The organism is Perlucidibaca piscinae DSM 21586 (assembly GCF_000420045.1).
Taxonomy (GTDB): Bacteria; Pseudomonadota; Gammaproteobacteria; order Pseudomonadales; family Moraxellaceae; genus Perlucidibaca; species Perlucidibaca piscinae.
In genome coordinates this window covers 21,403-46,893 of the sequence record NZ_ATUE01000008.1, presented here as the reverse complement: position 1 = coordinate 46,893, position 25,491 = coordinate 21,403, and the positions used below count along the sequence as shown (strand labels likewise).

Here is a 25,491-nt window from a genome sequence, read left to right as displayed (position 1 = left end):
CTCAGCCCTCCTGCCCGGGACGTGCCCAGGTTGCCGGATGCGGCAGACGGTGCTGCTCGGCCAGACGCTCGGCACTGCGATCAGGGGAAATGTTCATCAGACGCAGCGTCTCCGACATGGCTCGGGCAAATACCGGGGCAGCCGCCAGGCCGCCGTAGTAGCCACCCTTGCGCGGGTTGTCGATGACCACCACGGTCACCACACGGGGGTTGCTGGCCGGTGCCAGACCGGCAAACAGCGACATGTACTGGTTGCGGGCATAACCACCGGATTGCGCCTTGTGCGCCGTGCCGGTCTTGCCCGCCACGCGATAGCCCGGCACCGCGGCCTTGAGCGCGGTGCCTTCCTGGGTCACCACGTTCTCCATCATGGGAATCAGGCTGCGCGCCACGGTCTCGTCCATGACCCGCTTGCCCGCCACGGGGCCGCTGACCTTGATGAAGCTGACCGGACGTTCGATGCCGCCGCTGGCAATCGCCGCATAGGAGCGCGCCAGCTGCAACGCCGTCACGGTGAGGCCGTAGCCATACGACATGGTGGCCAGCTCGACCGGATTCCAGCGGTTGGAAGGCTGCAGGCGACCGGCGCTCTCACCCGGGAAACCGCTGCCGGTCTTGCTGCCGAATCCCAGGCGCTGATGCAGCGTCGGCAGGGTCTCGCGCGGCAGTGCCAGAGCGATCTGCGCAGACGCGATGTTGCTGGACTTGGTGATCAGCGTGGCCAGATCGATGACGCCGTAGTTGTCGTGATCGCGAATGGTCTTGTTGATGACCCTGAACGTGCCGGGATTGGTGTTGAACAGGCTGCGCGTGTTGTAGCGCCCGCTTTCCAGCGCGGCAGCCACGGTGAACGGCTTCATCGTCGAGCCCGGCTCGAACATGTCGGTGACGGCGCGATTGCGCAGTGCCTGCGGCGTCAGCCGGCTGCGATTGTTGGGGTTGTAGGACGGCAGGTTGGCCATCGCCAGCACCTCGCCGGTCTCGACATCCAGCGACACCAGCACGCCGGCGTCCGCTTCATGCTCGGAGACGCCACGCGCCAGTTCGCGGTAGGCGGCATACTGGACGCGCGAATCAAAGCTGAGCGTGACCTCGCGCCCCGGTCGGGCCGCCTTCAGCAGCGCCACGTCCTGGACGCGATGTCCCTTGAGATCCTTGACGACACGCTTTTCGCCGGGCACGCCGTTGAGCTGCTCGTCCAGCGCCAGCTCCAGGCCTTCCTTGCCGCGTCCGTCCAGATCCGTGAAACCGAGCAGGTGCGCCGTGACCTCGGCTTCCGGATAGAAGCGACGGTATTCGGTCATGCCGTAAACACCGGGAATGTCACGATTCAGCAGCGCTTCGGCGACCACTGGCGACAGGTGACGTCTGGCATAGAGAAAGCCCTTGCGGGCATTGCGCTGTATGCGCCGGCTGAACTCGACCGGCTCCAGGCCAAGCTGACCTGCCAGCGCATGCAGATCGACCTTGGCAGCCAGCATCTGGCGCGGATTGACCCAGATCGACACTACCGGCGTGCTCACCGCCAGCGGGGCGCCATTGCGGTCGCGAATCATGCCGCGCATGGCCATGATGGGCTCGGTGCGCATCATGCGCGCATCACCCTGGGCGCGCAGAAAGTCACTGTCGATGACGGTCAGATAGGCGGCACGCGCCGCCAGTCCGGCAAACAGAATGCCGAAAACCCCGACCAGCACACGGTGCCGCCAGGGGTAGCGCAGTTCGGGCTCGATACGCCGGGTCATGGCCGCACCATCATGATTTCCTGAGGTGCCGGCGGGCGCATGCCCATCTCGTCAACCGCCACCTTGCCGATGCGACCGTAGGCACCCCATGCCTGCTGCTCGAGCAGCAGCTGACCCCACTCCACCTCAAGCTGGTCACGCTCGGCCTGCAGCGCCTGCAGCTGGGCCAGATTGAGGCGTGACTTGTGTACGCTGAAGGCGACCGCGACCGAGGCTGCCACCAGCGCCAGAATCACGGCAGCCGTCTGCAGCAGACCTGGTTGCAGCAAGGAGTAGCGCAGCGAGCGCAGGCGCGTCTGCCAGTTCATGCCGCCACCCCCAGTCGCTCGGCGACACGCAGGCGGGCGCTGCGCGCACGCGGATTGGCGGCGACCTCGTCAGCACTCGGCTCGACAGCCTTGCCGACACGACGCAGACGCGGATTCATCTGCGCCTGCGTCACCGGCAAGCCGGCCGGAAAGTCGTCGCCACGCTCTTCGCGCTGAATGAACTGCTTGACCAGCCTGTCTTCCAGCGAATGGAAGCTGATCACGGCCAGTCGACCGCCCGGCGCCAGCGCGGAAAGCGCCTGCGCCAGCAGATCCTCGAGATCACCGAGCTCGCGATTGATGACAATGCGAATGGCCTGGAAGCAGCGCGTGGCCGGATGCTTGTGACGCTCCCAGGACGGGTGCGCAGCCGCAATCAGCTCGGCCAGCTGGCGCGTACCGGTAATCGGGGCCTTCGCGCGAGCCGCCACCACGGCACGAGCAATGCGTCGCGAGTGACGCTCCTCGCCATAGGTGAAGAAGACATCGGCAAGCTCGCTTTCGCCCACCTCGGCCAGCCACTCGGCGGCAGAGCGGCCGCGCGTGGTGTCCATGCGCATGTCGAGCGGACCGTCATTCATGAAGCTGAAGCCACGCGAGGCATCGTCCAGCTGCGGAGACGACACACCCAGATCCGCCAGAATGCCCGTGACGCGACCGAGCAGACCACGCTGCTCAAGCTGCTGGCGCAGCGTGGCGAAGGACTCGTGAACGATCTCGAAGCGGGCATCGCGCTGAGCCAGCGCCTCACCCTCGGCGATCGCCAGCGGATCCTTGTCGAACGCGATCAGCCTGCCCTGCTCGCCCAGCTGCGCCAGCAGATGACGGCTGTGGCCGCCACGACCGAAGGTGGCGTCGACATAGCAGCCTTGCGGGTCCACCATGACAGCGGCAACCGTTTCTTCGAGCAGGACGGTGAGGTGCTGGAAGCTCGTCATGGTCAGAGCGCCAGAGTGTCGATCGCTTGCGCGAGCTCGGCAGCCGAGAAGTCGGCCGCCAGAATCTGCGCCTGCAGGGCATCCCAGGCCGCCTTGTGCCAGATTTCGCACTTCTTGCCCTGACCGGTCAGCACCACGGCACGATCAAGACCGGCAAACTGGCGCAGCTCCGGGCTGACCAGAAAGCGGCCGGCGCTGTCGAGGGAGATTTCGGTGGCATAGCCGAGGATGCGGCGCTTGAGCAGGGCAATTTGCGGGTTGGCACCCGGCAGGGCATTGAAGCGCGCCTCGATGGCCTCCCACTCGGTCAGCGGGTAGAGCACCAGGCAGGGTTCGCGCAGGTCGACGGTCAGGACAAATCTGCCCTGACACTCGGCCAGCACGCGATCGTGGTAGCGGCTCGGCAAGCCGATCCGCCCCTTCGCGTCCATGGTCAATTCGTCGTAGCCACGAAACATGCTGTCATCCCTTGGCTGGGGGCGGGTTTTCCAGAAAACACCACAAACCCACACTTTCCCCCACCATTGGAGAAATATAGGGAGCGCACGCGGGAGCGTCAAGGACAATCAAGACAGTTATAAGTCTTTATTAGTCATTAAATATCAATAAGTTACAGCATCAGCAGAAAGCTGATGCACAGAATGGCAACCAATTAAATCAATAGGTTACAAGACAGTTCTAATGCACACCTTATGGTCTCGCGATAGCTAGAATTTTTAGCTATATGCGAAAAGGGCTTACAAACATTAGACATGAGGAAATGAGGTGGAGTCGGCCTGTAAGCCGGGTTCTGTCGAGGACGGTCATTCCTCTAGGCGCACCGTCGCCGGTGCGCTCAAGCAACCTACCCGTGTCCCGCGCGGGCCACGCGTCTGGACACCTATTTGGTCTTGCTTCGAGTGGGGTTTGCCGTACCGGTCTGTTGCCAGACTCGTGGTGCGCTCTTGCCGCACCGTTTCACCCTTGCCTGATCCCTCCATCCTCGCCGCCTGCGGCGGTGCAGGAGCACTTTGTCAACCTTGCGGTCGACAAGTGTCCTCGCGGACATCGGGCCATCGGCGGTCTGCTCTCTGTTGCACTTTCCGTCGGCTCACGCCGCCCAGGCGTTACCTGGCACTCTGCCCTGCGAAGCCCGGACTTTCCTCCCCCGCCTTGCGGCGGCAGCGACCGTCCGGCCGACTCCGGCGCGGAGCTTACGGGCAGGCGCCAGCGAACTCAAGGTGAATTTTTCGCCGCCGCCTGTTTCAGCGCCTGGGCACGGTCATAAAGCGCATTGCGCTTGAGCCCGAACAGCTGCGCTGCCAGCCCGGCCGCCTGCTTCACCGGCAACTCGCCAACCAGCACCGACAGCACCTGATCCAGCGCCAGCAGGCGCTGGTCGTCCAGCGTGCGCGCTGGCGCCCCCGCCACCACCAGCACGATCTCGCCGCGCTGCTGATTGGCATCCTCGGCCACCCAGGCCGCGAGCTCGGCCAGCGTGGCGCGACGCACCGTCTCGAAGGTCTTGGTCAGCTCGCGCGCCAGCGTGGCCTGGCGCTCGCCCCCCCATTCCGCCACCAGATCCTGCAGGGTCTCGGCAATACGGTGTGGTGCCTCGTAAAAGATGACGGTATGCGGCAGCTCAGCCAGCTCAGCGAGACGCGCACGCCGCGGCCCCGTGCGGGCGGCCAGGAAGCCCTCGAACAGGAAGCGGTCACTGGGCAGGCCTGCCGCGCTCAGGGCGGCAATCGCGGCACAGGGTCCCGGCACCGGAGACACCCGCACGCCATGCTCATGCGCAGCAGCAATCAGGCGATAGCCCGGGTCGCTGATCAGCGGCGTCCCGGCATCCGAAATCAGTGCCACGCTGTCGCCGGACTGCAGTCGCGCCAGCAGGTCAGGCACCCGGTCTGCCTCGTTGTGATCGTGCACGGCCGTAAGCGCACGCTCGATGCCGTAGGCCGCCAGCAGACGCCCGGAATGACGCGTGTCTTCCGCCGCCACCAGGGAGGCATCGGCCAGCACCTCGCGGCCGCGCTGCGTCATGTCATCCAGATGGCCTATCGGAGTGGCAACGACATACAGGGTTCCGGGGGTCATGGCGAGTCTCGGGCGAGGTGGCGCAAACGATGCGCAGAGTCTATCCGTTAATGCGGACCGGAATGCAGGAGCACGCCATGAAAAGCCATCACCGTCTCGCTGCAGGCTCGCCCAAGCAATGCCAGGGACGTGTCGCCGAGGATCATGCATTGCGCCGGCTGCTGCAGGCGGGCCACCATCTGCTGGCACGCAACTATCACTGTCGCGCTGGCGAGATTGACTTGATAACCTTGTCCACTGCCAATGTGCTGGTGTTCACCGAGGTACGCTGGCGACGCAACCTGGCCTATGGTGGTGCACTGGCCTCGGTCACCCTCAGCAAGCAGCGTCGCCTGATTGTCACCGCCCGTCACTTTCTCGCCTGTCACCCGGTCAACCAGATCCGGGCCATGCGGTTTGATGTCTTCGGGCTGACCGGATTGCCGCCACACTGGCAATGCCACTGGATACGCGGCGCATTTGCCGCCGCTTAGGAAATCCCATGCAAGAACGCATCGTGCAACTCTGCCAGGACAGCATGACCATGCTGGCCCGTCTCGCGGAAGAACAGGCCGGGAGCATCGAGCAGGCCGCCATGGTCATGGTGGATGCCCTGGTCAGCGGGCACAAGCTGATCTGCTGCGGCAACGGTGCCTCCGGCGCCAATGCCCAGTCCTTTGTCAGCAAGCTGCTCAACCGCTTCGAACACGAACGCCCGGCACTGCCCGCCTACACCCTGGCGCCGGACAGCATCACGCTGAGCGCGCTGGCGCAGGACAACCGCCTCACCGAATCGTTCTCGCGTCCGTTTCTGACCCTGGCGCAACCCGGAGACGTGCTGGTGGTGCTGTCGGCCACCGCCACGGCCGCCAACATCCTGAACGTGGTTGCCGCCGCCCACGAGCGTGGCTGCCCCGTCATCGCCCTGACCGGCAGTGGCGGTGGCGACCTGCAGCACATCCTGCATGAACGCGACATCCTGATCGCGATGCCCGAAAGCCGCACCTACCGTGTGCACGAGGCGCAGCTGTTTACATTGCACTGCTGCTGCGCCTTAATCGATACCGCCCTGTTTGGAGACCCAGATCTTGTCTAGCCCCCGTCATTCCCTGCTTGCCGGCCTGGTTGCCGGCACCCTGCTGCTGCCGCTGAGCGGTTGCACCACTCTCGCCAAGCTCGGCGTCGGTCCCGATGTTGCCGACCCCGGCTCGCGCACCACCAGCGTGCGCCTGAACGACATCAGTCTGGGCCAGGCCATACGTCGCGACATCTACCGCGACATTCCGGCCGCCCGCGATGCGCGCATCGAGGTCACCGTGTTCTACAAGGCCGCCCTGCTCACCGGCGAAGTCCAGGATCAGACCCTGAAGGATCGCATTGCCGACATCGCACGCAGCTATCCTGACATCCAGGTGGTGCACAACGAACTCAGCATCGGCCCGACGCGCACCTTTGGCGAGCGCAGCATCGACAACCTGCTGGAGTCCAAGGCCAATGTCAGCCTCGGCACCGCCGATGGCGTGCACAGCGGCCAGACCAATGTCATTGCCGTCGGCGGCACGCTCTATCTGATGGGCAAGCTGACCCAGCGCGAAACCGATCGCGCCATCGTGCGTCTGCAGGCACTGGATGGCGTCAAGCGCATCGTCAAGATTGTCGACATCCTGCCCGATCCGGGCCCGGACGCACGCTGATCACTTCACCACGCGCAAGGCAGGCCGGGGCTTTGCTTCCGGCTCGCTGCCGCTGCCGCCGGCACCATCCGTGACCGGCGGGAGTGGCTCGTACTCATCGCCATCGAAGAACAGACCTTCGCCATTTTCCCGGGCATAGATGCCCAGCACCGCCGCAATCGGCACCCTCACCTGCATCGGCTGCCCGCCGAAACGTGCCGAGAAAGTGATCTCGTCATTGCCCAGCTGCAGATAACGCACAGAATTCGGCCCGATGTTGAGCACGATGCGACCGTCCTCGACATAGGCCCGGGGCAGCTCGGTACCCGGCCACTCGGCATTCACCAGTAGATAGGGCGTCCACTGGCGATCCACGATCCAGTCGTGAATGGCCCGGATGAAGTACGGTCGCGTTCCCTGCATCGCCATGACTCAGCCCCCGCGCCGGATGTCGCGCTCAATATCGGTCAGGCTGGCAAGGAAACCGTCGCGGCGGAACACCCGGTCCATGTACTTGAGCAGGCCGCGGCAGGAACGATCCGGCAGCTCGATGCCCAGTACCGGCAGACGCCAGAGGATGGGTGCCAGCATGCAATCGAGCAATGACAGCTCGTCGCTCATGAAGAAGGGCTTCTCGTCGAAAACCGGCGCAATGGTCACCAAGTCGTCACGCAGGATCTTGCGTGCCTTCTGCATCGCGGCATCGCGACCGCCGCCAGCCAGCAGCAGGTCGACCTGCGGACACCAGTCACGCTCGATGCGATAGGCGAGCAGACGCGCCTGCGCCCGCGCCACCGGATACACAGGCAGCAGCGAGGGATGCGGAAAGCGCTCGTCGAGATACTCCATCATGATGCGGGTCTCGTACAGCGACAGCTCGCGGTCCACCAGCACGGGGAGCGTGTTGTACGGCGTGAGGTCAGCGAAGTCATGAGGCCGGTTGGCATCGGTCACCTGGATCACGTCCACCGAAACCCCCTTTTCAGCCAGCACGAAACGAACACGGTGACTGTAGTGATCTGCCGCGTCCGAATAGAACGTCATGGACGCACGCCTTGCCACGATACCCATACCTCACTCCTCCCCTTGCACGCGCCAGGGACTAGAAAAGACAAAAGGGAGACACCCTGAAGTGTCCCCCTTGCGTCCCGCCGGACCGCCCTCGCGTCACGAGGGCAGGCTTGCGCTTACTTGATGTCCTTCCAGAACTCCTTGTTCAGGAGATAGACCGGAATGAACAGGATGCCCAGGAACAGCAGCACCCAGAAGCCCATGCGTTCACGCGTGGCGCGAATCGGTTCGGCCATGTAGGTCATGAAGTTGACCAGATCGCCCACCGCCTCTTCATAGGCTTCCGGACCCAGCTTGCGCTCAAGCGGTTCGAGCACGTGCGGCATCGCCACGTCCTTGAACACCCGGTTGTTGACGCCGAACGGGCGCTTGTCATCCGGGTAGAAGTTGAGCAGGTAGGTGTAGACCCAGTCCGGCGAACGGAAACGGGTCTCCAGCGACAGGTCAGGCGGTGCGTTGCCGAACCACTTGGCCTGGTCCTTGGGGTTGACCTTGGCATCAATCGGATCACCGATCTTGTCGGTGGTGAACATCATGTACTGCTCGACCAGCTTGGGATCGATCTCCAGATCCTGGGCGATGCGCTCGTAACGCATGTACTTGGCGCTGTGGCAGCCGGAGCAGTAGCTCAGGAAGAGCTGGGCACCATGCTGGAGGGAGGCCTTGTCATGCAGATTGACCGGCGCCTTTTCGCACTCGTGCAACGTACCGCAGCCACCACCTGCTGCTGCCATGGCAGCAGCAGGCGACAGCACCAGAAGGAGCGACAGAATCAGCTTTTTCATCAGTGCGCCCCTCCGGTGACACGATCAGGAACCGGCTTCACCGTTTCCATCGAGGTGTAGAACGGCATCAGCAGGAAGAACAGGAAATAGATCAGGGTGAAGATCTGCGAGAACAGGGTACGCACAGGATCCGACGGCACCGCACCCAGGTAGCCGAGACCGACGAAGCTGATCACGAACAGGGTCAGCCAGATCTTGCTCTGCGTGCCCTTGTAGCGGATCGAGCGCACCGGACTCTTGTCCAGCCACGGCAGCACGAACAGGATCGCGATCGCGGCACCCATGGCAATCACGCCACCGAGCTTGGACGGCACGGCACGCAGGATCGCGTAGAACGGCGTGTAGTACCAGACAGGCGCGATGTGGTCAGGCGTCTTCAGCGGATTGGCCGGCTCGAAGTTGGGACGCTCGAGGAAGTAGCCGCCGCCATCCGGGAAGAAGAAGATCACCGCCGAGAAGGCTGCCAGGAACACCACGATGCCGACCAGGTCGTGCACGGTGTAGTACGGGTGGAAGGCCACGCCGTCGAGCGGAATGCCGTCCTCGCCCTTGACCTTCTTGATGTCGACGCCGTCCGGGTTGTTCGAGCCGACATGGTGCAGCGCCACCAGGTGCATGAACACCAGGGCCACCAGGATCAGCGGCAGGGCCACCACGTGCAGCGCGAAGAAACGGTTCAGGGTGATGCCGGAGATCAGGTAGTCACCGCGCACCCAGGTCACCAGCTCCTCGCCCACCACCGGCACGGCACCGGCAAGGTTGAGAATCACCTGGGCACCCCAGTAGGACATGTTGCCCCAGGGCAGCAGGTAGCCGAAGAAGCCTTCCGCCATCAGCACCAGGTAGATGCCCATGCCGAACAGCCAGACCAGCTCGCGCGGCTTCTTGTAGGAGCCGTAGAGCAGACCGCGGAACATGTGCAGATAGACCACGACGAAGAACGCCGACGCGCCGGTGGAGTGCATGTAGCGCAGCAGCCAGCCGTACTCGACGTCACGCATGATGTATTCGATGGAGTCGAAGGCGTCCTCGCCGGTCGGGCTGTAGGACATGGTCAGCCAGATGCCGGTGACCAGCTGGTTGACCAGCACGATCATCGACAGCACGCCAAAGAAGTACCAGAAGTTGAAGTTCTTCGGCGCGTAGTACTTCGACATGTGATATTCGTAGGTTTCAGTCGCGGGGAAGCGCGCATCCACCCAGCCCATCAGGCTCTTGCCGATGTTTGCCATTAGGCCTTCTCCTCACCGATGATGATGACCTTGTCGCTTTCGTACATGTGCGGCGGCACCACCAGGTTGGTCGGCGCCGGAACGCCACTGAAGACACGGCCCGCGAGGTCGAAGCGGGAACCGTGGCAGGGGCAGAAGAAACCGCCCTTCCAGTCGGCACCGAGATCGGCGGCAGCCACTTCCGGACGGAACAGCGGCGAGCAGCCCAGGTGGGTGCAGATGCCGGTCAGCACGAGAATCTCGGGCTTGATCGAACGCGTCGCGTTCTTCGCGTAGGCCGGCTGCTGATCTTCAACGTCGGAGTTGGGATCGCTGAGATCGCCTTCGACCGCCTTCAGGTTGGCGATCATCTCGGGCGTGCGACGCACCACCCAGACCGGCTTGCCACGCCATTCGAAGACAGCGCGCTGACCCGGCTCAAGCTGGCTGATGTCGGCCACGACAGAAGCACCGGCGGCTTTCGCCTTGGCACTCGGGTTCCAGGATTTGACAAATGGCACGGCAACTGCCGCGACGCCTACCGCCCCGAGGGCTGCAGTCGTCCCCAGCAGCAAGCGCCGGCGATCCATGTTTACGCCGTCAGTACTCATTGACGCACTCTCCGAATCAGCTTTGGGCCGTCAGCGACATTGCAGACCACTGACAGAGCGAGAAAAAAGCCCACTAATGGTAATGAAATCACTTTCCAGTGACAAGGCGGACGATCTGCCGGAAAGCCAATAAACATGCGGCTTCCAACCGACGAACGGGGCCTTGGACAAAAACGAAAAAGGCCCGCAGACGGAAGTCTGCAGGCCCTTTCGACAAACGCCGGAGATCAGCGCTTGGAGTATTGCGGACGCTTGCGCGCCTTGCGCAGGCCGAGCTTCTTGCGCTCGACTTCGCGGGCGTCGCGAGTCACGAAGCCGGCCTTGCGCAGCGGCGACTTCAGTTCTTCGTTGTACTCGATCAGTGCACGGGTGATGCCATGGCGAATGGCGCCAGCCTGACCACCGATGCCACCACCAGCGACGGTGACCTTGATGTCGAACTTGCTCAGCAGCTCAACCAGCTCCAGCGGCTGACGAACCACCATGCGAGCGGTTTCACGACCGAAGTAGGTGTCCAGCGGACGGTCGTTGACGACGATGTTGCCAGCGCCCGGGCTCAGGAAGACACGAGCGGTTGCCGTCTTGCGACGACCGGTACCATAGTTAGCTTGCACAGTCATGATGCTCTGCTCAGATGTTCAGTTCTTGCGGCTGCTGCGCGGCGTGCGGGTGCTCAGCACCACCGTACACCTTCAGCTTTGCCAGCATGTCGCGACCCAGCGGGCCCTTGGGCAGCATGCCCTTGACGGCGATCTCGAGCGCGGCTTCCGGACGGTGAGCCATGAGCTTGTCCAGATTCACGCCCTTGATGCCACCCGGGAAGCCGGTGTGGTGCCAGTACATCTTGTCCTGCATCTTGTTGCCGGTGACTGCCACCTGGGCAGCGTTCACGACAACGATGTAATCGCCGGTATCCACGTGCGGAGTGAACTCCGGCTTGTGCTTGCCGCGCAGGCGACGGGCGATCTCGGACGCCAAGCGACCCAGCGTCTTGCCGTTGGCATCGACGACGAACCAGTCGCGCTTCACGGTTTCGGGCTTGGCACTGATAGTCTTCATGTCAACATGCCTTCAAAAAATCAAGTTTGGCGACCACCCGTATTTCAGGCCGCCGCAATGAGGTCGCGAATAGTACCCAAGGACTCGCCCCTGTGCAACCGCCAGCAGCGAAGTTTTTCTGCCGGCGACACTCAGGGCCGATGCTCACGGGCAAGATACTCGTGCGACTGCATCTCCTGCAGCCGGCTCAGGGTGCGCTGGAACTCGAAGTTCAGCCTGCCCTGGCCATAGAGCTGAAGCAGCGGAACGGCAGCCGTGATGATGAGCTTGACGCCTCGATCATAGAACTCGTCGACCAGATTGATGAAGCGGCGGGCCGCATCGTCATTCTCCGCCCCCATGGCCGGCACCGCCGACAGCAGCACGGTATGGTACTCGCGCGCCAGCTCGATGTAGTCATGCGCACTGCGCGACTGCTCGCAGAGCTCGGCAAAGTCGGCCCAGAGCGTGTCCTCGGTACGTTGCACCACGGCGATCTGGCGTGCATTCACCGTTATCGGCTCGTGACTCGATGCCATGCCCTGGGCCAGCTCGTCGAAGTTCGTCCGCAGCATGGCGGCGGCAGCGCCATCCAGCGGCTCGTGATAAAGCTCGGCACGGCTGAGCACGCGCAGGCGGTAGTCGATGCCGGCGTCGACATTGAGCACCTGGCAATGCTGCTTGACCAGGGCGATCGCGGGCAGGAAGCGCTGACGCTGCAAGCCGTTCTCGTACAGCCTGTCAGGCACGATGTTGGAGGTTGCCACCAGGGTCACGCCACGGGCGAACAGGCGCTCGAAGAGACCGCCGAGAATCATGGCGTCGCCGATGTCGGTGACGAAGAACTCGTCGAAACAGATCACCACGGCATCCTTGTGCAGACGCTCGGCGACCTCGGTGAGCGGATCGGCAATGCCCTGCAGCTCGGCCAGCTGATGATGCACCTGCTGCATGAAGCGGTGGAAATGGATGCGCAGCTTGCGACGGAACGGCAGCGTGTCGAAAAACAGATCCATCAGCCAGGTCTTGCCACGCCCCACCCCACCCCAGAGGTAGACCCCCTGGGCCGGCACCTTCTGGCGCTTGATCTCGCGCAGGCGCGCCGGACCGCGCACCCGCTGCGCACGCTCGTAGCGTTGCAGCAGCACCTGATGGACGCCATCAAGAGCCTCCACCGCAGCGCGCTGCGCCGGATCCGGCTGGTATCCGCGCTCCGCGAGCTCGGACTCGTAGCGCTGCAGAGGCCCCATGTTCAATGACATCGTTGTGCTCACTCCCTGACACCACTGTTCTGAATACACCGCGTCGCCCAGTCTTTCAATTCACCCAGGCGCGCGTGAAAGAAATGACCGGCCCCAGCCAGACAGGTGACCGCCTCGGCCGGCAAAGCGCGCCTCAACCAGTCCGCCATGGCCACCGGATCAACCACCTCGTCGGCATCTCCGTAGATCGCGCGGGTGACTGGCGGCAGCACCAGGTCATCGAGCGGGAAACGGGTCACCGGCGGCGCCACCAGCAATGCGGCACGCAATGTCCAGCCAGCCGCCTGCACACGCGCCAGCACCGACGCCGTCACCCAGGAGCCGAACGAGAAACCGGCCAGAACCAGTGCCGGACGCTGCGGCAGCGTGTCCAGCCAGGCCAGCACGGCGAGCAGATCCTCCTGCTCGCCAACCCCTTCGCCATAGCCCCCGGCACTGGCACCCACGCCGCGAAAGTTGAAGCGTATCGTGGCCATGCCCAGGTCGCGACAGGCACGATGCAGCGTGAACACGACTTTGTTCTGCATGGTGCCCCCCATCAGTGGATGAGGGTGGCAGATCACTGCCACTATTGTCGGAAAAGCCGTGCCCTCCAACGCGCTCTGAGGCACACTCAGAACCGCCTCGAGCCCGCCCGCAGCTCCCGGAATCAGGATGGCCCTCTCTCCTGGCTGCCCAAGGCAGTCTTCTGCGTGCTGGCAAGTCACCTGGCCGTCCCTCCCGGGGCTGCAATCGAGGACGGCATGGTATAGCGACACGCGGCCTGCGCCAACGCGCACGTCGGCAAACTCCGGCTGCGTCCGGACCTGGAGACATCTGATGACGGTATTGCTGCATATTCTTTTTTTCGTGCTGGGCGCTGGCGCCGGCTTTCTTTATGCCCGCCGCCAGCCATCCGATCTGCGCGTCAAGGAACTGGAAACCCTGCTCACCGACCTGCAGGGCCGGCATGAGAACTACCAGCATGCCGTGGCCTCGCACTTCGAGCACTCGGCCGAGCTGGTCAACGAGCTGACCCAGCGTTACCGCGACATGCATCAGCATCTGGTCGATGGCGCCCGCACGCTCTGCGAGAACCCGCGCCGGGCCAGCGAAGACAATCCGGCCAACAACTTCCAGCGCCTTGAAAGCCCGGTGAATCCGTCACTGCACTACCATTCCTATGGTCATGACAGTGCCGACCTGGCCGACTTCGAGCCGCCGCGCGACTACGCCACCAAGCAGCCCAGCGACAAGGGCATGCTCGACGAGCGGTTCGGCTTCAAGTAATGACCTACCCTTCCAGAGGGCTTTCCGCTAGACTTTTCAACCGTTTTCTCGCCCTGCCTCCGGCTTCTGCCCCACTCGGCAAACGGTCGGCGACAGGGCTCCTCCCGCCCGATTGAGGACACACACTGTGCTCGAAGCCTACCGTCAACACGTTGCCGAACGCGCCGCCCTCGGCGTTCCCCCGAAGCCCCTCGATGACAAGCAGGTCGCTGCACTCGTCGAACTGCTGAAGAACCCGCCCGCCGGCGAGGAAGCCTTCCTGGTCGACCTGCTGGAAAACCGCGTTCCTGCTGGCGTTGACCCGGCCGCTTACGTCAAGGCCGCCTTCCTGGCTGCCGTCACCCAGGGCGAAACCAGTTCGCCGCTGGTCAGCAAGGCACGTGCTGTCTATCTGCTCGGCACCATGCTCGGCGGCTACAACGTCGAACCGCTGATTCGTCTGCTCGATGACGCCGAACTCGGTGCTGCCGCCGCCGAAGCCCTGAAGAAGACCCTGCTGGTCTTCGACGCCTTCCACGATGTCGAGGAAAAGGCCAAGGCCGGCAATGCCAATGCCAAGGCCGTACTGCAGTCCTGGGCTGACGCCGAATGGTTCACCGGCCGTCCGGACGTGCCGACCGAGATCACGCTGACCGTGTTCAAGGTCACCGGCGAAACCAACACCGACGACCTCTCCCCGGCGCAGGACGCCTGGAGCCGTCCGGACATCCCGCTGCATGCCAACGCCATGCTGAAGAACACGCGCGACGGCATCACCCCGGAAAAGCCGCAGGAAATCGGTCCGCTGACCCAGATCAAGGGCCTGATCGCCAAGGGCAACCCGGTCGCCTACGTCGGCGACGTGGTCGGCACCGGCTCCAGCCGCAAGTCCGCCACCAACTCGGTGCTGTGGTTCTTCGGCAACGACATCCCGCACATCCCGAACAAGCGTGAGGGTGGCGTCTGCATCGGCTCCAAGATCGCCCCGATCTTCTTCAACACCATGGAAGACGCCGGCGCCCTGCCGATCGAGCTCGATGTCGGCCAGATGGGCATGGGTGACGAGATCGTCCTGAAGATCGACCACGCCACCGCCACCGTGACCGCATTCAAGGCTGGTGCCGAGATCGCCAAGGCCCCGCTGAAGACCCCGGTCCTGCTCGACGAAGTGCGCGCCGGCGGCCGCATCAACCTGATCATCGGTCGTGGCCTGACCGCCAAGGCACGCGAATCGCTGGGCCTGGCGCCCTCGAGCCTGTTCCGCATGCCGGTGCAGCCAGCCGACTCCGGCAAGGGCTACACACAGGCCCAGAAGATGGTCGGTCGTGCCTGCGGTCTGCCGGAAGGCCAGGGCGTGCGCCCGGGCACCTACTGCGAACCGAAGATGACCACCGTCGGCTCCCAGGACACCACTGGCCCGATGACCCGTGACGAACTGAAGGATCTGGCCTGCCTGGGCTTCTCCGCCGGTCTCGTGATGCAGTCGTTCTGCCACACCGCCGCCTACCCGAAGCCGGTCGACGTCAACACCCACCACACGCTGCCGGACTTCATCATGAACCGTGGCGGCGTCTCGCTGCGTCCGGGCGACGGCATCATCCACTCCTGGCTGAACCGCATGCTGCTGCCCGACACCGTCGGCACCGGCGGCGACTCGCACACCCGCTTCCCGATCGGCATCTCGTTCCCGGCCGGCTCCGGTCTGGTCGCCTTTGCCGCAGCCACCGGCGTCATGCCGCTGGACATGCCGGAATCCGTGCTGGTCCGCTTCAAGGGCAAGATGCAGCCTGGCATCACCCTGCGCGACCTGGTCCATGCCATCCCCTACGCGGCCATCCAGCGTGGTGAGCTGACCATCGAGAAGAAGGGCAAGAAGAACGTCTTCAACGGCCGCATCCTCGAGATCGAAGGTCTCGAGGATCTGACCGTGGAACAGGCCTTCGAACTCTCCGACGCGTCGGCCGAACGCTCCGCCGCCGGCTGCTCGATCACCCTGTCGGAAGCTTCGGTGAAGGAATACCTGACCTCGAACATCACCATGCTGAAGTGGATGATCTCGCAGGGCTACGGTGACGCCCGCACCATCGCTCGCCGCATCGAGGCCATGGAGAAGTGGCTGGCCAACCCGTCGCTGCTGCGTGCCGATGCTGACGCCGAGTACGCTGCGGTCTACGAGATCGACCTGAACGAGATCAAGGAACCGATCCTGTGCTGCCCGAACGATCCGGACGACGCCAAGCCGCTGTCCCAGGTCGCCGGCGCGAAGATCGATGAAGTGTTCATCGGTTCGTGCATGACCAACATCGGCCACTTCCGTGCCGCCGGCAAGCTGCTCGACAAGGTGGAAGGCGGCTCGCTCGCCACCCGCCTGTGGCTGGCTCCTCCGACCCGCATGGACGAGCACCAGCTGATGGAGGAAGGCTACTACAACATCTACGGCCGCGCCGGTGCCCGTACCGAAATGCCGGGCTGCTCGCTGTGCATGGGCAACCAGGCGCGCGTCGCGCCGAACACCACCTGCGTCTCGACCTCGACCCGCAACTTCCCGAACCGTCTCGGTCAGGGCGCCGATGTCTACCTCGCATCGGCAGAGCTCGCATCCGTCGCCGCCGTGATGGGCAAGCTGCCCACCGTTGCCGAGTACATGGAGTACGCCGGCAAGATCGACTCGATGGCTGGTGACATCTACCGTTACCTGAACTTCGACAAGATGGGCGAGTACACGGAACAAGCCGACAAGATCAACGTCGCCCAGCTGACCTGATCCTGACCCGGTAATGCGAAAAGCCCGGCCATGTGCCGGGCTTTTCGCTTTCTGGGACTGGGGTTTTCAGAAATGGCTGGCACTTGCTTAGCGCAACGTGGTGGGGGCGGATGAGCGCCTGGAAACCGCGTGAACCCCTCCCTGGGGCTCTCCTCGGCATCCATGCCTCGGATGTTTCCAGTCGCTCACCCGCCCCGCCACTCCCGCAAATCAGGTCACGCCAGAGCCGGCCACCAAGCCAGAGACGCCTGCGCAAGGCCATAGCCGATCAGGGCGCCGCAGACCACATCCGTGGGATAGTGCAGGCCCAGCACCACACGTGACAGCGCGACCAGCACGGTGAATGGCAGCAGCACGGGCGCCAGCGCCGGGAACCAGGCCAGTGCCAGCGTGGTGAACAGCACGGCCTGCAAGGTGTGCCCGGAGGGAAAGCTGTAGCGATCCAGCGGCGGACAGCCGCATTGAATGTCGCGATGGGCAATGAATGGCCGCTCCCGCACCAGACTGCCCTTGAGCAGCTTGTAGATGACCACGCCCACCAGCGCCGTGGCAGCCATCTGCGCCGCAGCCAGCTGTTCCGCCGGCCCCTGGATGACCAGCATGGCCAGCAGCACGTACCAGAACACGCCATCGCCAAGGCGGCTGATACCGGCGAAGAAGCATCGCACCACCTCGCGCCGCGAGGTCTGGTTGATGGTCAGGCAAAGCCGGTATTCCAGCACGTCGAAACGCGCCAGCACGGTGTTGCGGGGGAGCACGAGGCGAGAGCTGATCTTGTTCATGGCGATCATGCTGAAGCGGCCATGCTAAGAAGCGATTGCACGTCGATGATGATTGCGTGACAGCCGGTGTCGCCGGATCGTCACGCAAGCGTTACGCACCTGTCATCTTCAGGCGACAGGCTCACGGCATGAAAATAGCCGTTTGCACTGATGCCTGGTCGCCCCAGGTCAACGGGGTGGTCACCACCCTGACCCGTACCCGTGAGCTGCTCGAGCAGTTCGGCCACGAGGTCGCCGTGTTCTCGCCGGACTGCGGCTTCCTGACCGTGCCCCTGCCCAGCTATCCGGAGATTCGCCTGCCCCTGTTTCCGAGCCGTCGCCTGTCGCGGCTGCTGGAGGCATTCGCGCCGGATTGCGTGCACATCGCCACCGAAGGCACGCTGGGCCTGGCCGCCAGGGCCTGGTGCCGCCGCAACGGCCTGCGCTTCACCACGTCATATCACACGCAGTTTCCCGAGTTCGTGCACCAGCGCTTTCCCTTCATTCCGGCAGCGGCGGTGTACCGGATGCTGCGCTGGTTCCACGACGAGGCAAGCGCCACGCTGGTGGCAACCCCGCAGGTACGTGCCGAGCTGACCGCACATGGCTTCCGGCACGTGGTGATGTGGGGGCGTGGCGTCGACACCGTCCTGTTCGACCCGGCCAAGGCAGAGGCATCCGGCCTGCCCGGCCCGGTCTGGGTCTATGTCGGCCGTCTCGCCGTGGAAAAGAACCTGCCTGCCTTTCTCGCGCTGGAACTGCCCGGCAGCAAGCTGGTGATCGGTGACGGCCCGGCACGGCGCGAGCTTGAACGCCGCTTTCCCGACGCACATTTCACGGGCTACCGGTTCGGCGAAGCGCTGGCCTCCCTGCTGGCCAGCGGTGATGTCTTCGTGTTTCCCAGCCGCAGCGACACCTTCGGACTGGTCATGCTCGAGGCCATGGCCTCCGGGTTGCCGGTTGCGGCCTATCCGGTCACCGGCCCGGTGGATGTGGTCCAGGAAGGCCTGAGCGGCTGCCTGCGCGAGGATCTGCGCGACGCCTGCATGGCCGCGATCTCTCTGGACCGGGGCAAGGTACGCGCAGCCGCGCTGGCATGCAGCTGGGAAAAGGCGGCTCGCCAGTTCGAGAGTCACCTGGTGCCCTGCCGGGTTGCCGGGACGCTGGAGCGCTGCTGAGCAGCGCCACGGCCGGCCCTCAGGCGTGCAGCAGCTCGCCGACCCCCATCTTGATCACATGGCCGCCGATGCGGCAGCGCACTTCGCGCCCCGGACGCTTGTCGAACTCGACATGCAGGATGCTCTTGCGCGTCCCCATGCTGCCGCGATCGATGGCAAAGGTGTGCGTGCCCTGCGCGGTGTCATCCTGCTCGGCCAGATAGGCGATGAACTCGGGCATGACGCTGCCGATGGGCGGAAACACGTCCCGGCCCAGGTCAAGATTGAGCAGGCGGCCGTGGAACTGGGACTGGCCGGTGACCGTGCCGGGCGCGAACAGGAACAGCTGCGAGGTATAGACCTGCCCGGCCAGATCCGCCCAGCGCGCCGGATTGAGGCTGGCGGCCAGGACATGCTCGGGACGGGTGAATGGAATGATCAGCACCGGTTGATCGACACTGACCACCCGCGGGCGGTACTTGCTGAAGGCCAGATGACGCTCGTCGGTGTTGAGCGCCGCCGCCAGATGCGGCAGCTCAGGCGTGTAGCGATCCTGGGTAGCGCTCAGGGTGCGGGTGAACTGGATGGTGCCCGGACCGCTCCCGGTCTTGTCGATGAAGCTCTCGATGACCTGCTGCTGCTGGCGCAGCAGGAAGCGGGAATACGCCCCCTCGTCACTGACCAGCCCGCGCTCACATGCCGCATACGACGCGGCCAGTATGGTATGGGCGCCAAACAGGCACGGGCCCTTGCTGTTGAACACCGTGGCCGGAAACTCATGCGATGACGGATCGAGAAACACCGTTTCCGTCTGCGGAAACTCGCTGGCGATGGCCTGCTTCCTTTCCTCGCTCAGCACCTGTCCATCGAGCATCACCACGGGGATCTGTATGCCCTGGAAGGGCACATCGGCAAACACGTCAAGCAGGGAATAGGTCAGCGCCACGGTCTTCGTCCTTTCGTTGCCAGGGAGACAGGTCAACACGACAGGCAGGACCGGCATCAACGGGCTTGCGGCCCTGTCACGACGACGCTAGCACATTGCCCGGACGGACACACAGGGCATCCGTCCGGGCGACGACCTCAGAGCGTTTCAACACCGGTGACATGCCAGGGGGCATCGGCCTTGCTGCAGTCACGCTCCAGATGCCAGATGTCAGTGAAGTCCTCTTCGACACCCTCGACGGCATCGCGGTAGCGGCCACGGAAGCGCACGCTGACCTCGGCCATGCCGAACTGCTGGTCGGCGCGCACCAGATCGGCGTCCAGCGCCAGGATCTCGGTGTGCTGCTCGGCCGGCAGGGCCGCGCGCTCGACACGCAGCTGATCGTAGAGCGCCGGCGTGCAGTACTCGCGGATCGTGGCCAGATCATTGCTGTTCCAGGCCGCCTGCAGAATGCGGTAGTGCTCGCCGGCACCCGTCAGGAAGGCCGGCGAATCAAAACCCAGGGGCAGGTTCATGGGTACTGCGGGCGCGGCGGCACGCGGGCTGCCGGCGGCACTGCCGAAAACCGGCGTGGCACTGTTGCGCGTCTGCACCGATGCGGCCGCCGGAGCGGCCGTCGCGTAGGACGGCTGGCGCCTGCCGGCGCCGCCACGCAGCTGTCGCAGGATGAAGAAGATCAGAAACACGAGCGCCGCAATGAGCACGACATCCATGATCTGCAGGCCGTCAAAGGCACCGCCGGCAAACAGCGCCGCGATGAGACCGCCCGCCAGCAGACCGCCGAGCAGACCACCCATCATGCCCTTGCCGGTCGATGGTGCGGCAGCGGGCTTGGCAGCCTGCTGCGGGCTGCTGGCCGGCATGGCATCCTGGCGCTGCGGTGCAGGCGCGGTCTGATAGGTGCGGCCGAAGGTCTTGCCACCGCCAAGACGCTTGGCGTGGACCGCTTCAAGGGTCAGGGTGAACGACAGCAGGATGGCCAGAACAGCCCACAACTTCTTCATCTCGGTTCTCTCGGAATCCAGGGAATCACGGCATGCCTGTGGCATGACCATGCAGCGCGAGTCTGAGGCCTTGGCGAGGCAAGTCAAGTGATCGTCACCACCGGCATGCCGTGCTGAGCATTACGGTCACCCCGGCATGTCATTGACGGCTGTCACCGCACTGCCAGAATCCGCTGACCGGGCGCTTCCCGCCCCTATCCCCGGATACCTGTCATGAGCACACGCCAGAACCTGCGCAACCACCGTGGCCGCATCGCCGTCGTCGACGGCCTGCGCACGCCCTTTGCCCGCATTGCCACGCACTATCGCGACCTCAGTGCCATTGATCTCGGCGCGCTGGCCGTGCGCGAACTCATGAAGCGCAACCAGCTCAGGCCGCAGGATGTCGATCAGCTCGTCTATGGCATGACGGTGATGATCCCGGAGGCGCCGTTCATCGCGCGTGAAATCGCCCTGCAGCTGGGGCTGCACGATCTTGATGCCTACTCCATCACCCGCGCCTGTGCCACCAGCTTCCAGACCGCTGCCAGCGCGGCCGAAAGCATTCTGGCCGGCAGTGCCGAGGTGGTCATCGCCGGCGGCACGGACTCGACCAGCAGCGTGCGCCTGCCCATGTCGGCAAAATTCTCCTCAACCCTGCGCGATGTCAGCTTCGCGCGCTCCGCTGGCGAGCGCCTGAAGCTGCTGGCAACGCTGCGCCCCGGTGACATCCTGCCCCGTCAGCCCTCGATCACCGAGTTCTCGGTCGGCGAAACCATGGGCCAGAGCACGGAAAAGATGGTCAGGAAATGGGGGGTCAGCCGTGCCGAGCAGGATGATCTTGCCCACGCCTCGCACAGCAACGCGGCACGCGCCTGGCGCGAAGGACGCCTGGATGACCAGGTCATGACGGTGGATCTGCCGACCGGCCCGCTGAAGGCGGACAACCTCGTGCGCATGCAGTCCGAACGCGCCAGCTACGACCGCCTGAAGCCGGTGTTCGATACCAGTGGCAGCGGCTCGGTCACTGCTGGCAATGCCAGCCCGCTCACCGATGGCGCAGCCGCCCTGCTGCTGATGAGCGAAGCGCGGGCCCAGGCCGAAGGCCGCGAGGTGCTGGGCTACATCCGCTCCTACGCCTTTGCTGCCAAGACACCGCAGGACGATCTGCTCATGGGCCCGGTCAAGGCCGCCCCCATCGCCATGGCACGTGCCGGCCTGACGCTGGCCGACCTCACCCTGGTGGACATGCACGAGGCATTTGCCGGCCAGCTGGCCTGCAATCTGCGCGGACTGGCCAGTGACCGCTATGCGCGTGATGAACTGGGACTGGACAAGGCGTTGGGAGAGATCGACCGCAGCCTGCTCAACGTGAATGGCGGCAGCCTTGCCTACGGGCATCCCTTCGGTGCCACCGGCGCCCGCGTGATCGCCCAGGCCCTGCACGAGCTCAAGCGTCGTGGCGGCGGCTTCGCGCTGACCACGGCCTGCGCGGCCGGCGGCATTGGCGCCGCCATGGTGCTGGAAGCGGACTGACACCCTGCCCTCCCTCCGTCAGCAGCAGCGGATTGCCGACGGAGAGGGGGCTGCCGGCATCAGACCTCGTGCACGAAGAGCTCGCGCTCGAAACGCACCTGAGGCCAGAACACGCCATCGTCGGCACGCTCACCCGCCCCCACCACCATGATCGGGAAAGCGCCGTCGTCGAGCTTGAGCAGCTTGCGCACGCGCACTTCGTCAAAGCCCTCCATCATGCAGGTGTCGTAGCCGTGGGCGCGGAAAGCCAGCACCAGGTTCTCGCACGCCAGTGCCGTGCTCTTGGCAGCCCAGAGCTGCACTTCGGAACTGGTGTAGGGACCGCGCGGCACGGCGGCGAACAGACCGCCGGCAGCAAAGGCGGCCTTCTTGACCAGCGCGAAGCTGTTCAGCGGGCCCGGCGCGTAGTTGTAGGGAATCAGCTGGTAATAGCGCTGCACCAGCTTGGGGACATCCGGCATCGGCCACTCGCGCAGCATCTTGCGGGCAAAGTCATCGATGCGATCAGTGCGGGCGACACAGACGATGAGCTCGGCAGCCGTCTTGGCAGCCAGCTGACTCATGCAGGCCTTGACCAGCTTCGCCTTCTTCTCGGGCGAGCGCACGACATAGAACTCCCAGGGCTGCAGGCCCGAGGAACAGGGTGCCAGCAGGGCCATGTCCAGGCAGTCATCGAGCACCTCGCGGGGAATGGGCTTGCGGGTGAACTTGCGCACCGAGCGGCGGCTGGTCACCACCTGGCGAAACTGCTCGACATCGATGCCCTGGGGCGCGGGTTCATGGTAACGGGGCTTGCCATCGACCAGGATGGTCTGATGGGAAGCCGGCTGGCTGGCGTCCGACATGGGCGACTCCTGACTGGTTTCATGGGCGAAACTAGCCAAGCAGGCAGCGGGAGTCAAACCGACAGATGACGGAAGGATCGGCAGGAGTCAGCCGCCGCGGGCAATCTCGCGGATCTTGTCGAGGTAGCGTGGCATGGTGACCGGCCCGCCGAGATGACCGGAGAGCACGGGATCCAGCGCCGTCGCCCCCAGCGGGGCATCACCGGGCAGACTGCCCTCCAGCTCCAGCAGAGCCACATGCAGCAGGCTGGAAATGATGTCCGACTCATCGAGCTGATACAGCGAGCCCAAGGCCCGCAGCTTGATGAGGTCGGTGGCGTGCAGATGCAGGCCAACCACATGGGACAGCCGGTGACGACGCGATACCTGGCCGGTTTCCCAGTCTTGCAGCAGTTCCAGCAACGGACTGACGGACATCGGCGCGCCCCCTGCGCTTGGCGGTCAGAAAATAACCAGACAACAGTTGGCTAACGATACTCCCAGCCTGCGTCGAGGGCACTACCACTGGTCAGTTCAGCGACTGCCATCCGTCATTCCGGCCCTGCTCGCGCAAGCGCTCCAGCTGCCGACCCAGATCCTGCACGTGCTCGCTCCAGCACGCCTCCGTGCCGAACCAGGGAAACGCCGACGGAAATGCGGGATCCTGCCAGCGCATGGCCAGCCAGCCCATGTAATGCACCATGCGCAGCGCGCGCAGGGGCTCGATCAGCGCCAGCTCGCGCCGATCCAGCTCGCGGAAGGTCTCGTAGCCGGCCAGCAGCTCGTCCAGCTGCAGACGGCGCTCGCGCTCGTCACCGCACAGCAGCATCCACAGATCCTGCACCGCCGGCGCTGTCTGGCAGTCATCGAAGTCCAGCAGCCAGGGACCGTCATCGCGCGTCCACAGCACATTGCCGGGATGACAGTCGCCCTGGCAGCGCAGCCCGGGCCAGTCGAACACGCCGGAGGCCTCGACCTCATGGCGGATGCCTGCCAGCACATCCTGATAGGCCGTCAGCCAGTGCGACGGCAGCAGCTGCAGCACCGCTTCGCGGGGCTGATCGAGATAGCGCTCGGCCGTCAGCCGCGGGCGCGCCTGGAATGTTCCCGAGGCCGCCACCGCGTGCAGACGCCCGAGCAGCAGGCCCATGCGGTACAGCTGCTCGGGGTCGCCCGCCTCCAGGCCCTGGCCACCCTTGCGCGGGAACAGCGCGAACCGGTAGGGGCCGTCGCGAAACAGGGTCTCGCCATGGGCATCGGCCAGCGGCGCGATCACCGGCAACTCGGCGGCGGCCAGCTCACGCGTGAAGGCATGCTCCTCGCGCAGCTGGGCATCGCTCCAGCGACCGGGCCTGTAGAACTTGGCAATCAGGGGCGCCTCGTCCTCGATGCCGACCTGGTAGACACGGTTCTCGTAGCTGTTGAGGGCAAAGACACGGGCATCGCAGCGACGTCCGCTGGACTCCACGGCCTGGATCACGTGATCGGGCGTGAGTGCGGCATAGGCCTCGTCCACGAGACCATGGGCCGCACCGGCAGAATTGGACATGGACCGCTCCGTCAGAGCCGGCCCCGATCATCAGAAGATGAAGATCCAGGCCAGCAGGCCGCCAAGGATAAGCCACTTGAGCACGTAGTAGAGCCTGCGATTCTGCTTCTTCAGCGCCTTGGCGCGCAGACGCAGCTTGTAGACATGGCGGAAGGCGCGATTGAGGGCACCGGTGTTGTCGTCATCGGTGTTGGGCGAGCTGGCCGCCGTCATCACCGTGCGTGCGAACCAGTGATTCAGGGCCTGGGCCCAGCGCCGGGTCATAGGGCGCTCGATGTCGCAGAGCAGGATGATGCGGTTGGCGTCGGTCCGGTTCTCGGCATAGTGGATGTAGGTCTCGTCGAACATCACGCCTTCACCATCACGCCAGCTGTAGCGTTCACCGTCGACATCGATGAAGCAGCGATCGTCATTGGGGGTGATCAGGCCCAGGTGATACCGCAGCGAACCGGCAAACGGATCGCGATGACGCACCAGACGGCTGCCCGGCGGCAGCTCGGTGAACATGGCGGCCTTCACCGAATCCAGACCGCGCACCAGCTGTGTGGTCTGCGGACAGAGCTCCATGGCGGACGGGTGGCCGCTGTCGTACCACTTCAGGTAGAAGCGCTTCCAGCCGACCTTGAAGAAGGAGTTGAAACCGAGGTCGTTGTGCGTGGCGGAGGCCCTGATCAGCCCCTTGTCCGCCAGCGCCTGCGCCTCGTCGCGAATGGTCTCCCAGTTCGCTTCCAGCACCTTGAGGTCGGGAAAGCTGTCACTGGACAGATAGGGCGTGGTCGGCACCCTGGAGAACCAGTACATGATCACGTTGATCGGGGCAAGCAGGGTGGAGTGATCGAAGAACTGGCGAAAGAACGGATGCCTGACCTTGCCGCGACGCTGCACGTAGAGCGCCGACAGCACGAAAATCGCAAGAATGACCCACTTCATGGCTGAGATCCCGTCGCGGAAAACGGCGGAATTCTAGGCAGGCAGCGCCGGCTGTCAATGGCCGGCCGACGTCTGCACCAGGCTCATGCGGTCA

28 protein-coding genes and 1 other RNA gene are annotated in these 25,491 nt (G+C 64.5%); 7 read left to right on the top strand and 22 right to left on the bottom strand.

Going from position 1 to position 25,491, the window contains the following annotated elements:
- Nucleotide 1: 1 nt before the first annotated feature.
- The 6 genes from F595_RS13625 to rsmI all read right to left on the bottom strand — a co-directional run bounded on the left by F595_RS13625 (nucleotide 2) and on the right by rsmI (nucleotide 5,069).
- Complete coding sequence (locus tag F595_RS13625; RefSeq protein ID WP_022956623.1) at nucleotides 2–1,744, bottom strand: peptidoglycan D,D-transpeptidase FtsI family protein; 1,743 nt, start codon at nucleotides 1,742–1,744, stop codon at nucleotides 2–4.
- Nucleotides 1,741–2,052 (bottom strand): cell division protein FtsL, encoded by a 312-nt coding sequence (gene ftsL / locus F595_RS0109425; protein WP_022956622.1) that lies wholly within the window; start codon nucleotides 2,050–2,052, stop codon nucleotides 1,741–1,743. Before ftsL ends, F595_RS13625 begins: the two co-directional genes overlap by 4 nt.
- Nucleotides 2,049–2,990 (bottom strand): 16S rRNA (cytosine(1402)-N(4))-methyltransferase RsmH, encoded by a 942-nt coding sequence (gene rsmH, locus F595_RS0109420; protein ID WP_022956621.1) that lies wholly within the window; start codon nucleotides 2,988–2,990, stop codon nucleotides 2,049–2,051. The genes ftsL and rsmH overlap by 4 nt, the downstream gene beginning before the upstream one ends.
- Nucleotides 2,991–2,992: 2 nt before the next feature.
- Nucleotides 2,993–3,448 carry a division/cell wall cluster transcriptional repressor MraZ gene (mraZ, locus tag F595_RS0109415; RefSeq protein WP_022956620.1) on the bottom strand — a complete coding sequence of 152 codons (456 nt, stop codon included), beginning with the start codon at nucleotides 3,446–3,448 and terminating at the stop codon, nucleotides 2,993–2,995.
- Nucleotides 3,449–3,753: 305 nt separating this feature from the next.
- Nucleotides 3,754–4,173: RNase P RNA component class A (gene rnpB, locus F595_RS14285), an RNA gene on the bottom strand.
- Between the two features lie 32 nt (nucleotides 4,174–4,205).
- Nucleotides 4,206–5,069, bottom strand: a complete 864-nt coding sequence (rsmI, locus tag F595_RS0109410) for a 16S rRNA (cytidine(1402)-2'-O)-methyltransferase (RefSeq protein WP_026913450.1) — start codon at nucleotides 5,067–5,069, stop codon at nucleotides 4,206–4,208.
- A gap of 77 nt (nucleotides 5,070–5,146) precedes the next feature.
- On the opposite strand from rsmI, the gene F595_RS0109405 reads away from it, so the two are divergent.
- Genes F595_RS0109405 through F595_RS0109395 form a run of 3 tightly spaced genes read left to right on the top strand, consistent with a single transcriptional unit; the run spans nucleotide 5,147 to nucleotide 6,742 of the window.
- A complete protein-coding gene (locus F595_RS0109405; protein ID WP_022956618.1) occupies nucleotides 5,147–5,542 on the top strand; it encodes a YraN family protein in 396 nt (131 codons plus the stop codon).
- An 8-nt stretch (nucleotides 5,543–5,550) separates the two neighbouring features.
- Nucleotides 5,551–6,144: a D-sedoheptulose-7-phosphate isomerase gene (locus tag F595_RS0109400; RefSeq protein ID WP_022956617.1), complete on the top strand. Its 594-nt coding sequence runs from the start codon at nucleotides 5,551–5,553 to the stop codon at nucleotides 6,142–6,144.
- A complete protein-coding gene (locus F595_RS0109395; RefSeq protein ID WP_022956616.1) occupies nucleotides 6,137–6,742 on the top strand; it encodes a BON domain-containing protein in 606 nt (201 codons plus the stop codon). The genes F595_RS0109400 and F595_RS0109395 overlap by 8 nt, the downstream gene beginning before the upstream one ends.
- Here F595_RS0109395 and F595_RS0109390 read toward each other — a convergent pair whose 3' ends face one another.
- The 9 genes from F595_RS0109390 to F595_RS13620 form a co-directional block, all read right to left on the bottom strand.
- The gene (locus F595_RS0109390; RefSeq protein ID WP_026913449.1) at nucleotides 6,743–7,150 is read right to left on the bottom strand and encodes a ClpXP protease specificity-enhancing factor; all 408 of its coding nucleotides are present in this window, start codon (nucleotides 7,148–7,150) and stop codon (nucleotides 6,743–6,745) included.
- A 3-nt stretch (nucleotides 7,151–7,153) separates the two neighbouring features.
- Nucleotides 7,154–7,792 (bottom strand): glutathione S-transferase N-terminal domain-containing protein, encoded by a 639-nt coding sequence (locus F595_RS0109385; RefSeq protein WP_022956614.1) that lies wholly within the window; start codon nucleotides 7,790–7,792, stop codon nucleotides 7,154–7,156.
- 116 nt (nucleotides 7,793–7,908) lie between these two features.
- On the bottom strand, nucleotides 7,909–8,577 hold the full coding sequence (locus tag F595_RS0109380; protein WP_022956613.1) for a cytochrome c1: 669 nt from the start codon (nucleotides 8,575–8,577) through the stop codon (nucleotides 7,909–7,911).
- Nucleotides 8,577–9,785 carry a cytochrome b gene (locus F595_RS0109375; RefSeq protein WP_026913448.1) on the bottom strand — a complete coding sequence of 403 codons (1,209 nt, stop codon included), beginning with the start codon at nucleotides 9,783–9,785 and terminating at the stop codon, nucleotides 8,577–8,579. Before F595_RS0109375 ends, F595_RS0109380 begins: the two co-directional genes overlap by 1 nt.
- A 23-nt stretch (nucleotides 9,786–9,808) precedes the next feature.
- Nucleotides 9,809–10,399, bottom strand: a complete 591-nt coding sequence (gene petA / locus F595_RS0109370; protein WP_022956611.1) for a ubiquinol-cytochrome c reductase iron-sulfur subunit — start codon at nucleotides 10,397–10,399, stop codon at nucleotides 9,809–9,811.
- A 227-nt stretch (nucleotides 10,400–10,626) separates the two neighbouring features.
- The gene (rpsI, locus tag F595_RS0109365) at nucleotides 10,627–11,019 is read right to left on the bottom strand and encodes a 30S ribosomal protein S9 (protein WP_022956610.1); all 393 of its coding nucleotides are present in this window, start codon (nucleotides 11,017–11,019) and stop codon (nucleotides 10,627–10,629) included.
- 10 nt (nucleotides 11,020–11,029) lie between these two features.
- Nucleotides 11,030–11,458 (bottom strand): 50S ribosomal protein L13, encoded by a 429-nt coding sequence (rplM, locus tag F595_RS0109360; RefSeq protein ID WP_026913447.1) that lies wholly within the window; start codon nucleotides 11,456–11,458, stop codon nucleotides 11,030–11,032.
- A gap of 131 nt (nucleotides 11,459–11,589) precedes the next feature.
- On the bottom strand, nucleotides 11,590–12,687 hold the full coding sequence (zapE, locus tag F595_RS0109355; RefSeq protein ID WP_026913446.1) for a cell division protein ZapE: 1,098 nt from the start codon (nucleotides 12,685–12,687) through the stop codon (nucleotides 11,590–11,592).
- Between the two features lie 20 nt (nucleotides 12,688–12,707).
- A complete protein-coding gene (locus F595_RS13620; RefSeq protein ID WP_211213169.1) occupies nucleotides 12,708–13,226 on the bottom strand; it encodes an alpha/beta hydrolase in 519 nt (172 codons plus the stop codon).
- Nucleotides 13,227–13,518: 292 nt separating this feature from the next.
- On the opposite strand from F595_RS13620, the gene F595_RS13615 reads away from it, so the two are divergent.
- Complete coding sequence (locus tag F595_RS13615) at nucleotides 13,519–13,968, top strand: YhcB family protein (RefSeq protein WP_022956606.1); 450 nt, start codon at nucleotides 13,519–13,521, stop codon at nucleotides 13,966–13,968.
- A 127-nt stretch (nucleotides 13,969–14,095) separates the two neighbouring features.
- Nucleotides 14,096–16,711: a bifunctional aconitate hydratase 2/2-methylisocitrate dehydratase gene (locus tag F595_RS0109340; protein ID WP_022956605.1), complete on the top strand. Its 2,616-nt coding sequence runs from the start codon at nucleotides 14,096–14,098 to the stop codon at nucleotides 16,709–16,711.
- A 215-nt stretch (nucleotides 16,712–16,926) separates the two neighbouring features.
- On the opposite strand, the gene F595_RS0109335 is transcribed toward F595_RS0109340, so the two are convergent.
- The gene (locus F595_RS0109335; protein WP_022956604.1) at nucleotides 16,927–17,493 is read right to left on the bottom strand and encodes a phosphatase PAP2 family protein; all 567 of its coding nucleotides are present in this window, start codon (nucleotides 17,491–17,493) and stop codon (nucleotides 16,927–16,929) included.
- A gap of 128 nt (nucleotides 17,494–17,621) precedes the next feature.
- Between F595_RS0109335 and F595_RS0109330 the strand changes: the two genes are divergently transcribed.
- The gene (locus F595_RS0109330; protein WP_022956603.1) at nucleotides 17,622–18,650 is read left to right on the top strand and encodes a glycosyltransferase family 4 protein; all 1,029 of its coding nucleotides are present in this window, start codon (nucleotides 17,622–17,624) and stop codon (nucleotides 18,648–18,650) included.
- 19 nt (nucleotides 18,651–18,669) lie between these two features.
- Here the strand turns inward: F595_RS0109330 and F595_RS0109325 are convergent, their stop codons facing one another.
- Complete coding sequence (locus F595_RS0109325; RefSeq protein WP_026913445.1) at nucleotides 18,670–19,575, bottom strand: PhzF family phenazine biosynthesis protein; 906 nt, start codon at nucleotides 19,573–19,575, stop codon at nucleotides 18,670–18,672.
- A gap of 137 nt (nucleotides 19,576–19,712) precedes the next feature.
- Nucleotides 19,713–20,579 (bottom strand): Tim44 domain-containing protein, encoded by an 867-nt coding sequence (locus F595_RS0109320; RefSeq protein WP_022956601.1) that lies wholly within the window; start codon nucleotides 20,577–20,579, stop codon nucleotides 19,713–19,715.
- Between the two features lie 213 nt (nucleotides 20,580–20,792).
- Between F595_RS0109320 and fadI the strand changes: the two genes are divergently transcribed.
- Nucleotides 20,793–22,094 carry an acetyl-CoA C-acyltransferase FadI gene (fadI, locus tag F595_RS0109315; protein WP_022956600.1) on the top strand — a complete coding sequence of 434 codons (1,302 nt, stop codon included), beginning with the start codon at nucleotides 20,793–20,795 and terminating at the stop codon, nucleotides 22,092–22,094.
- A 59-nt stretch (nucleotides 22,095–22,153) separates the two neighbouring features.
- Here the strand turns inward: fadI and F595_RS0109310 are convergent, their stop codons facing one another.
- The 4 genes from F595_RS0109310 to lpxO form a co-directional block, all read right to left on the bottom strand.
- Entirely contained in the window at nucleotides 22,154–22,939 is a 786-nt protein-coding gene (locus F595_RS0109310; RefSeq protein WP_022956599.1) for a nitroreductase family protein, read from the bottom strand.
- 87 nt (nucleotides 22,940–23,026) lie between these two features.
- Nucleotides 23,027–23,356, bottom strand: a complete 330-nt coding sequence (locus F595_RS13610; RefSeq protein WP_022956598.1) for a hypothetical protein — start codon at nucleotides 23,354–23,356, stop codon at nucleotides 23,027–23,029.
- A gap of 91 nt (nucleotides 23,357–23,447) precedes the next feature.
- Nucleotides 23,448–24,434 (bottom strand): serine/threonine protein kinase, encoded by a 987-nt coding sequence (locus F595_RS0109300; protein WP_026913444.1) that lies wholly within the window; start codon nucleotides 24,432–24,434, stop codon nucleotides 23,448–23,450.
- A 63-nt stretch (nucleotides 24,435–24,497) separates the two neighbouring features.
- The gene (gene lpxO, locus F595_RS0109295) at nucleotides 24,498–25,397 is read right to left on the bottom strand and encodes a lipid A hydroxylase LpxO (protein ID WP_022956596.1); all 900 of its coding nucleotides are present in this window, start codon (nucleotides 25,395–25,397) and stop codon (nucleotides 24,498–24,500) included.
- Between the last annotated feature and the right edge of the window lie 94 nt (nucleotides 25,398–25,491).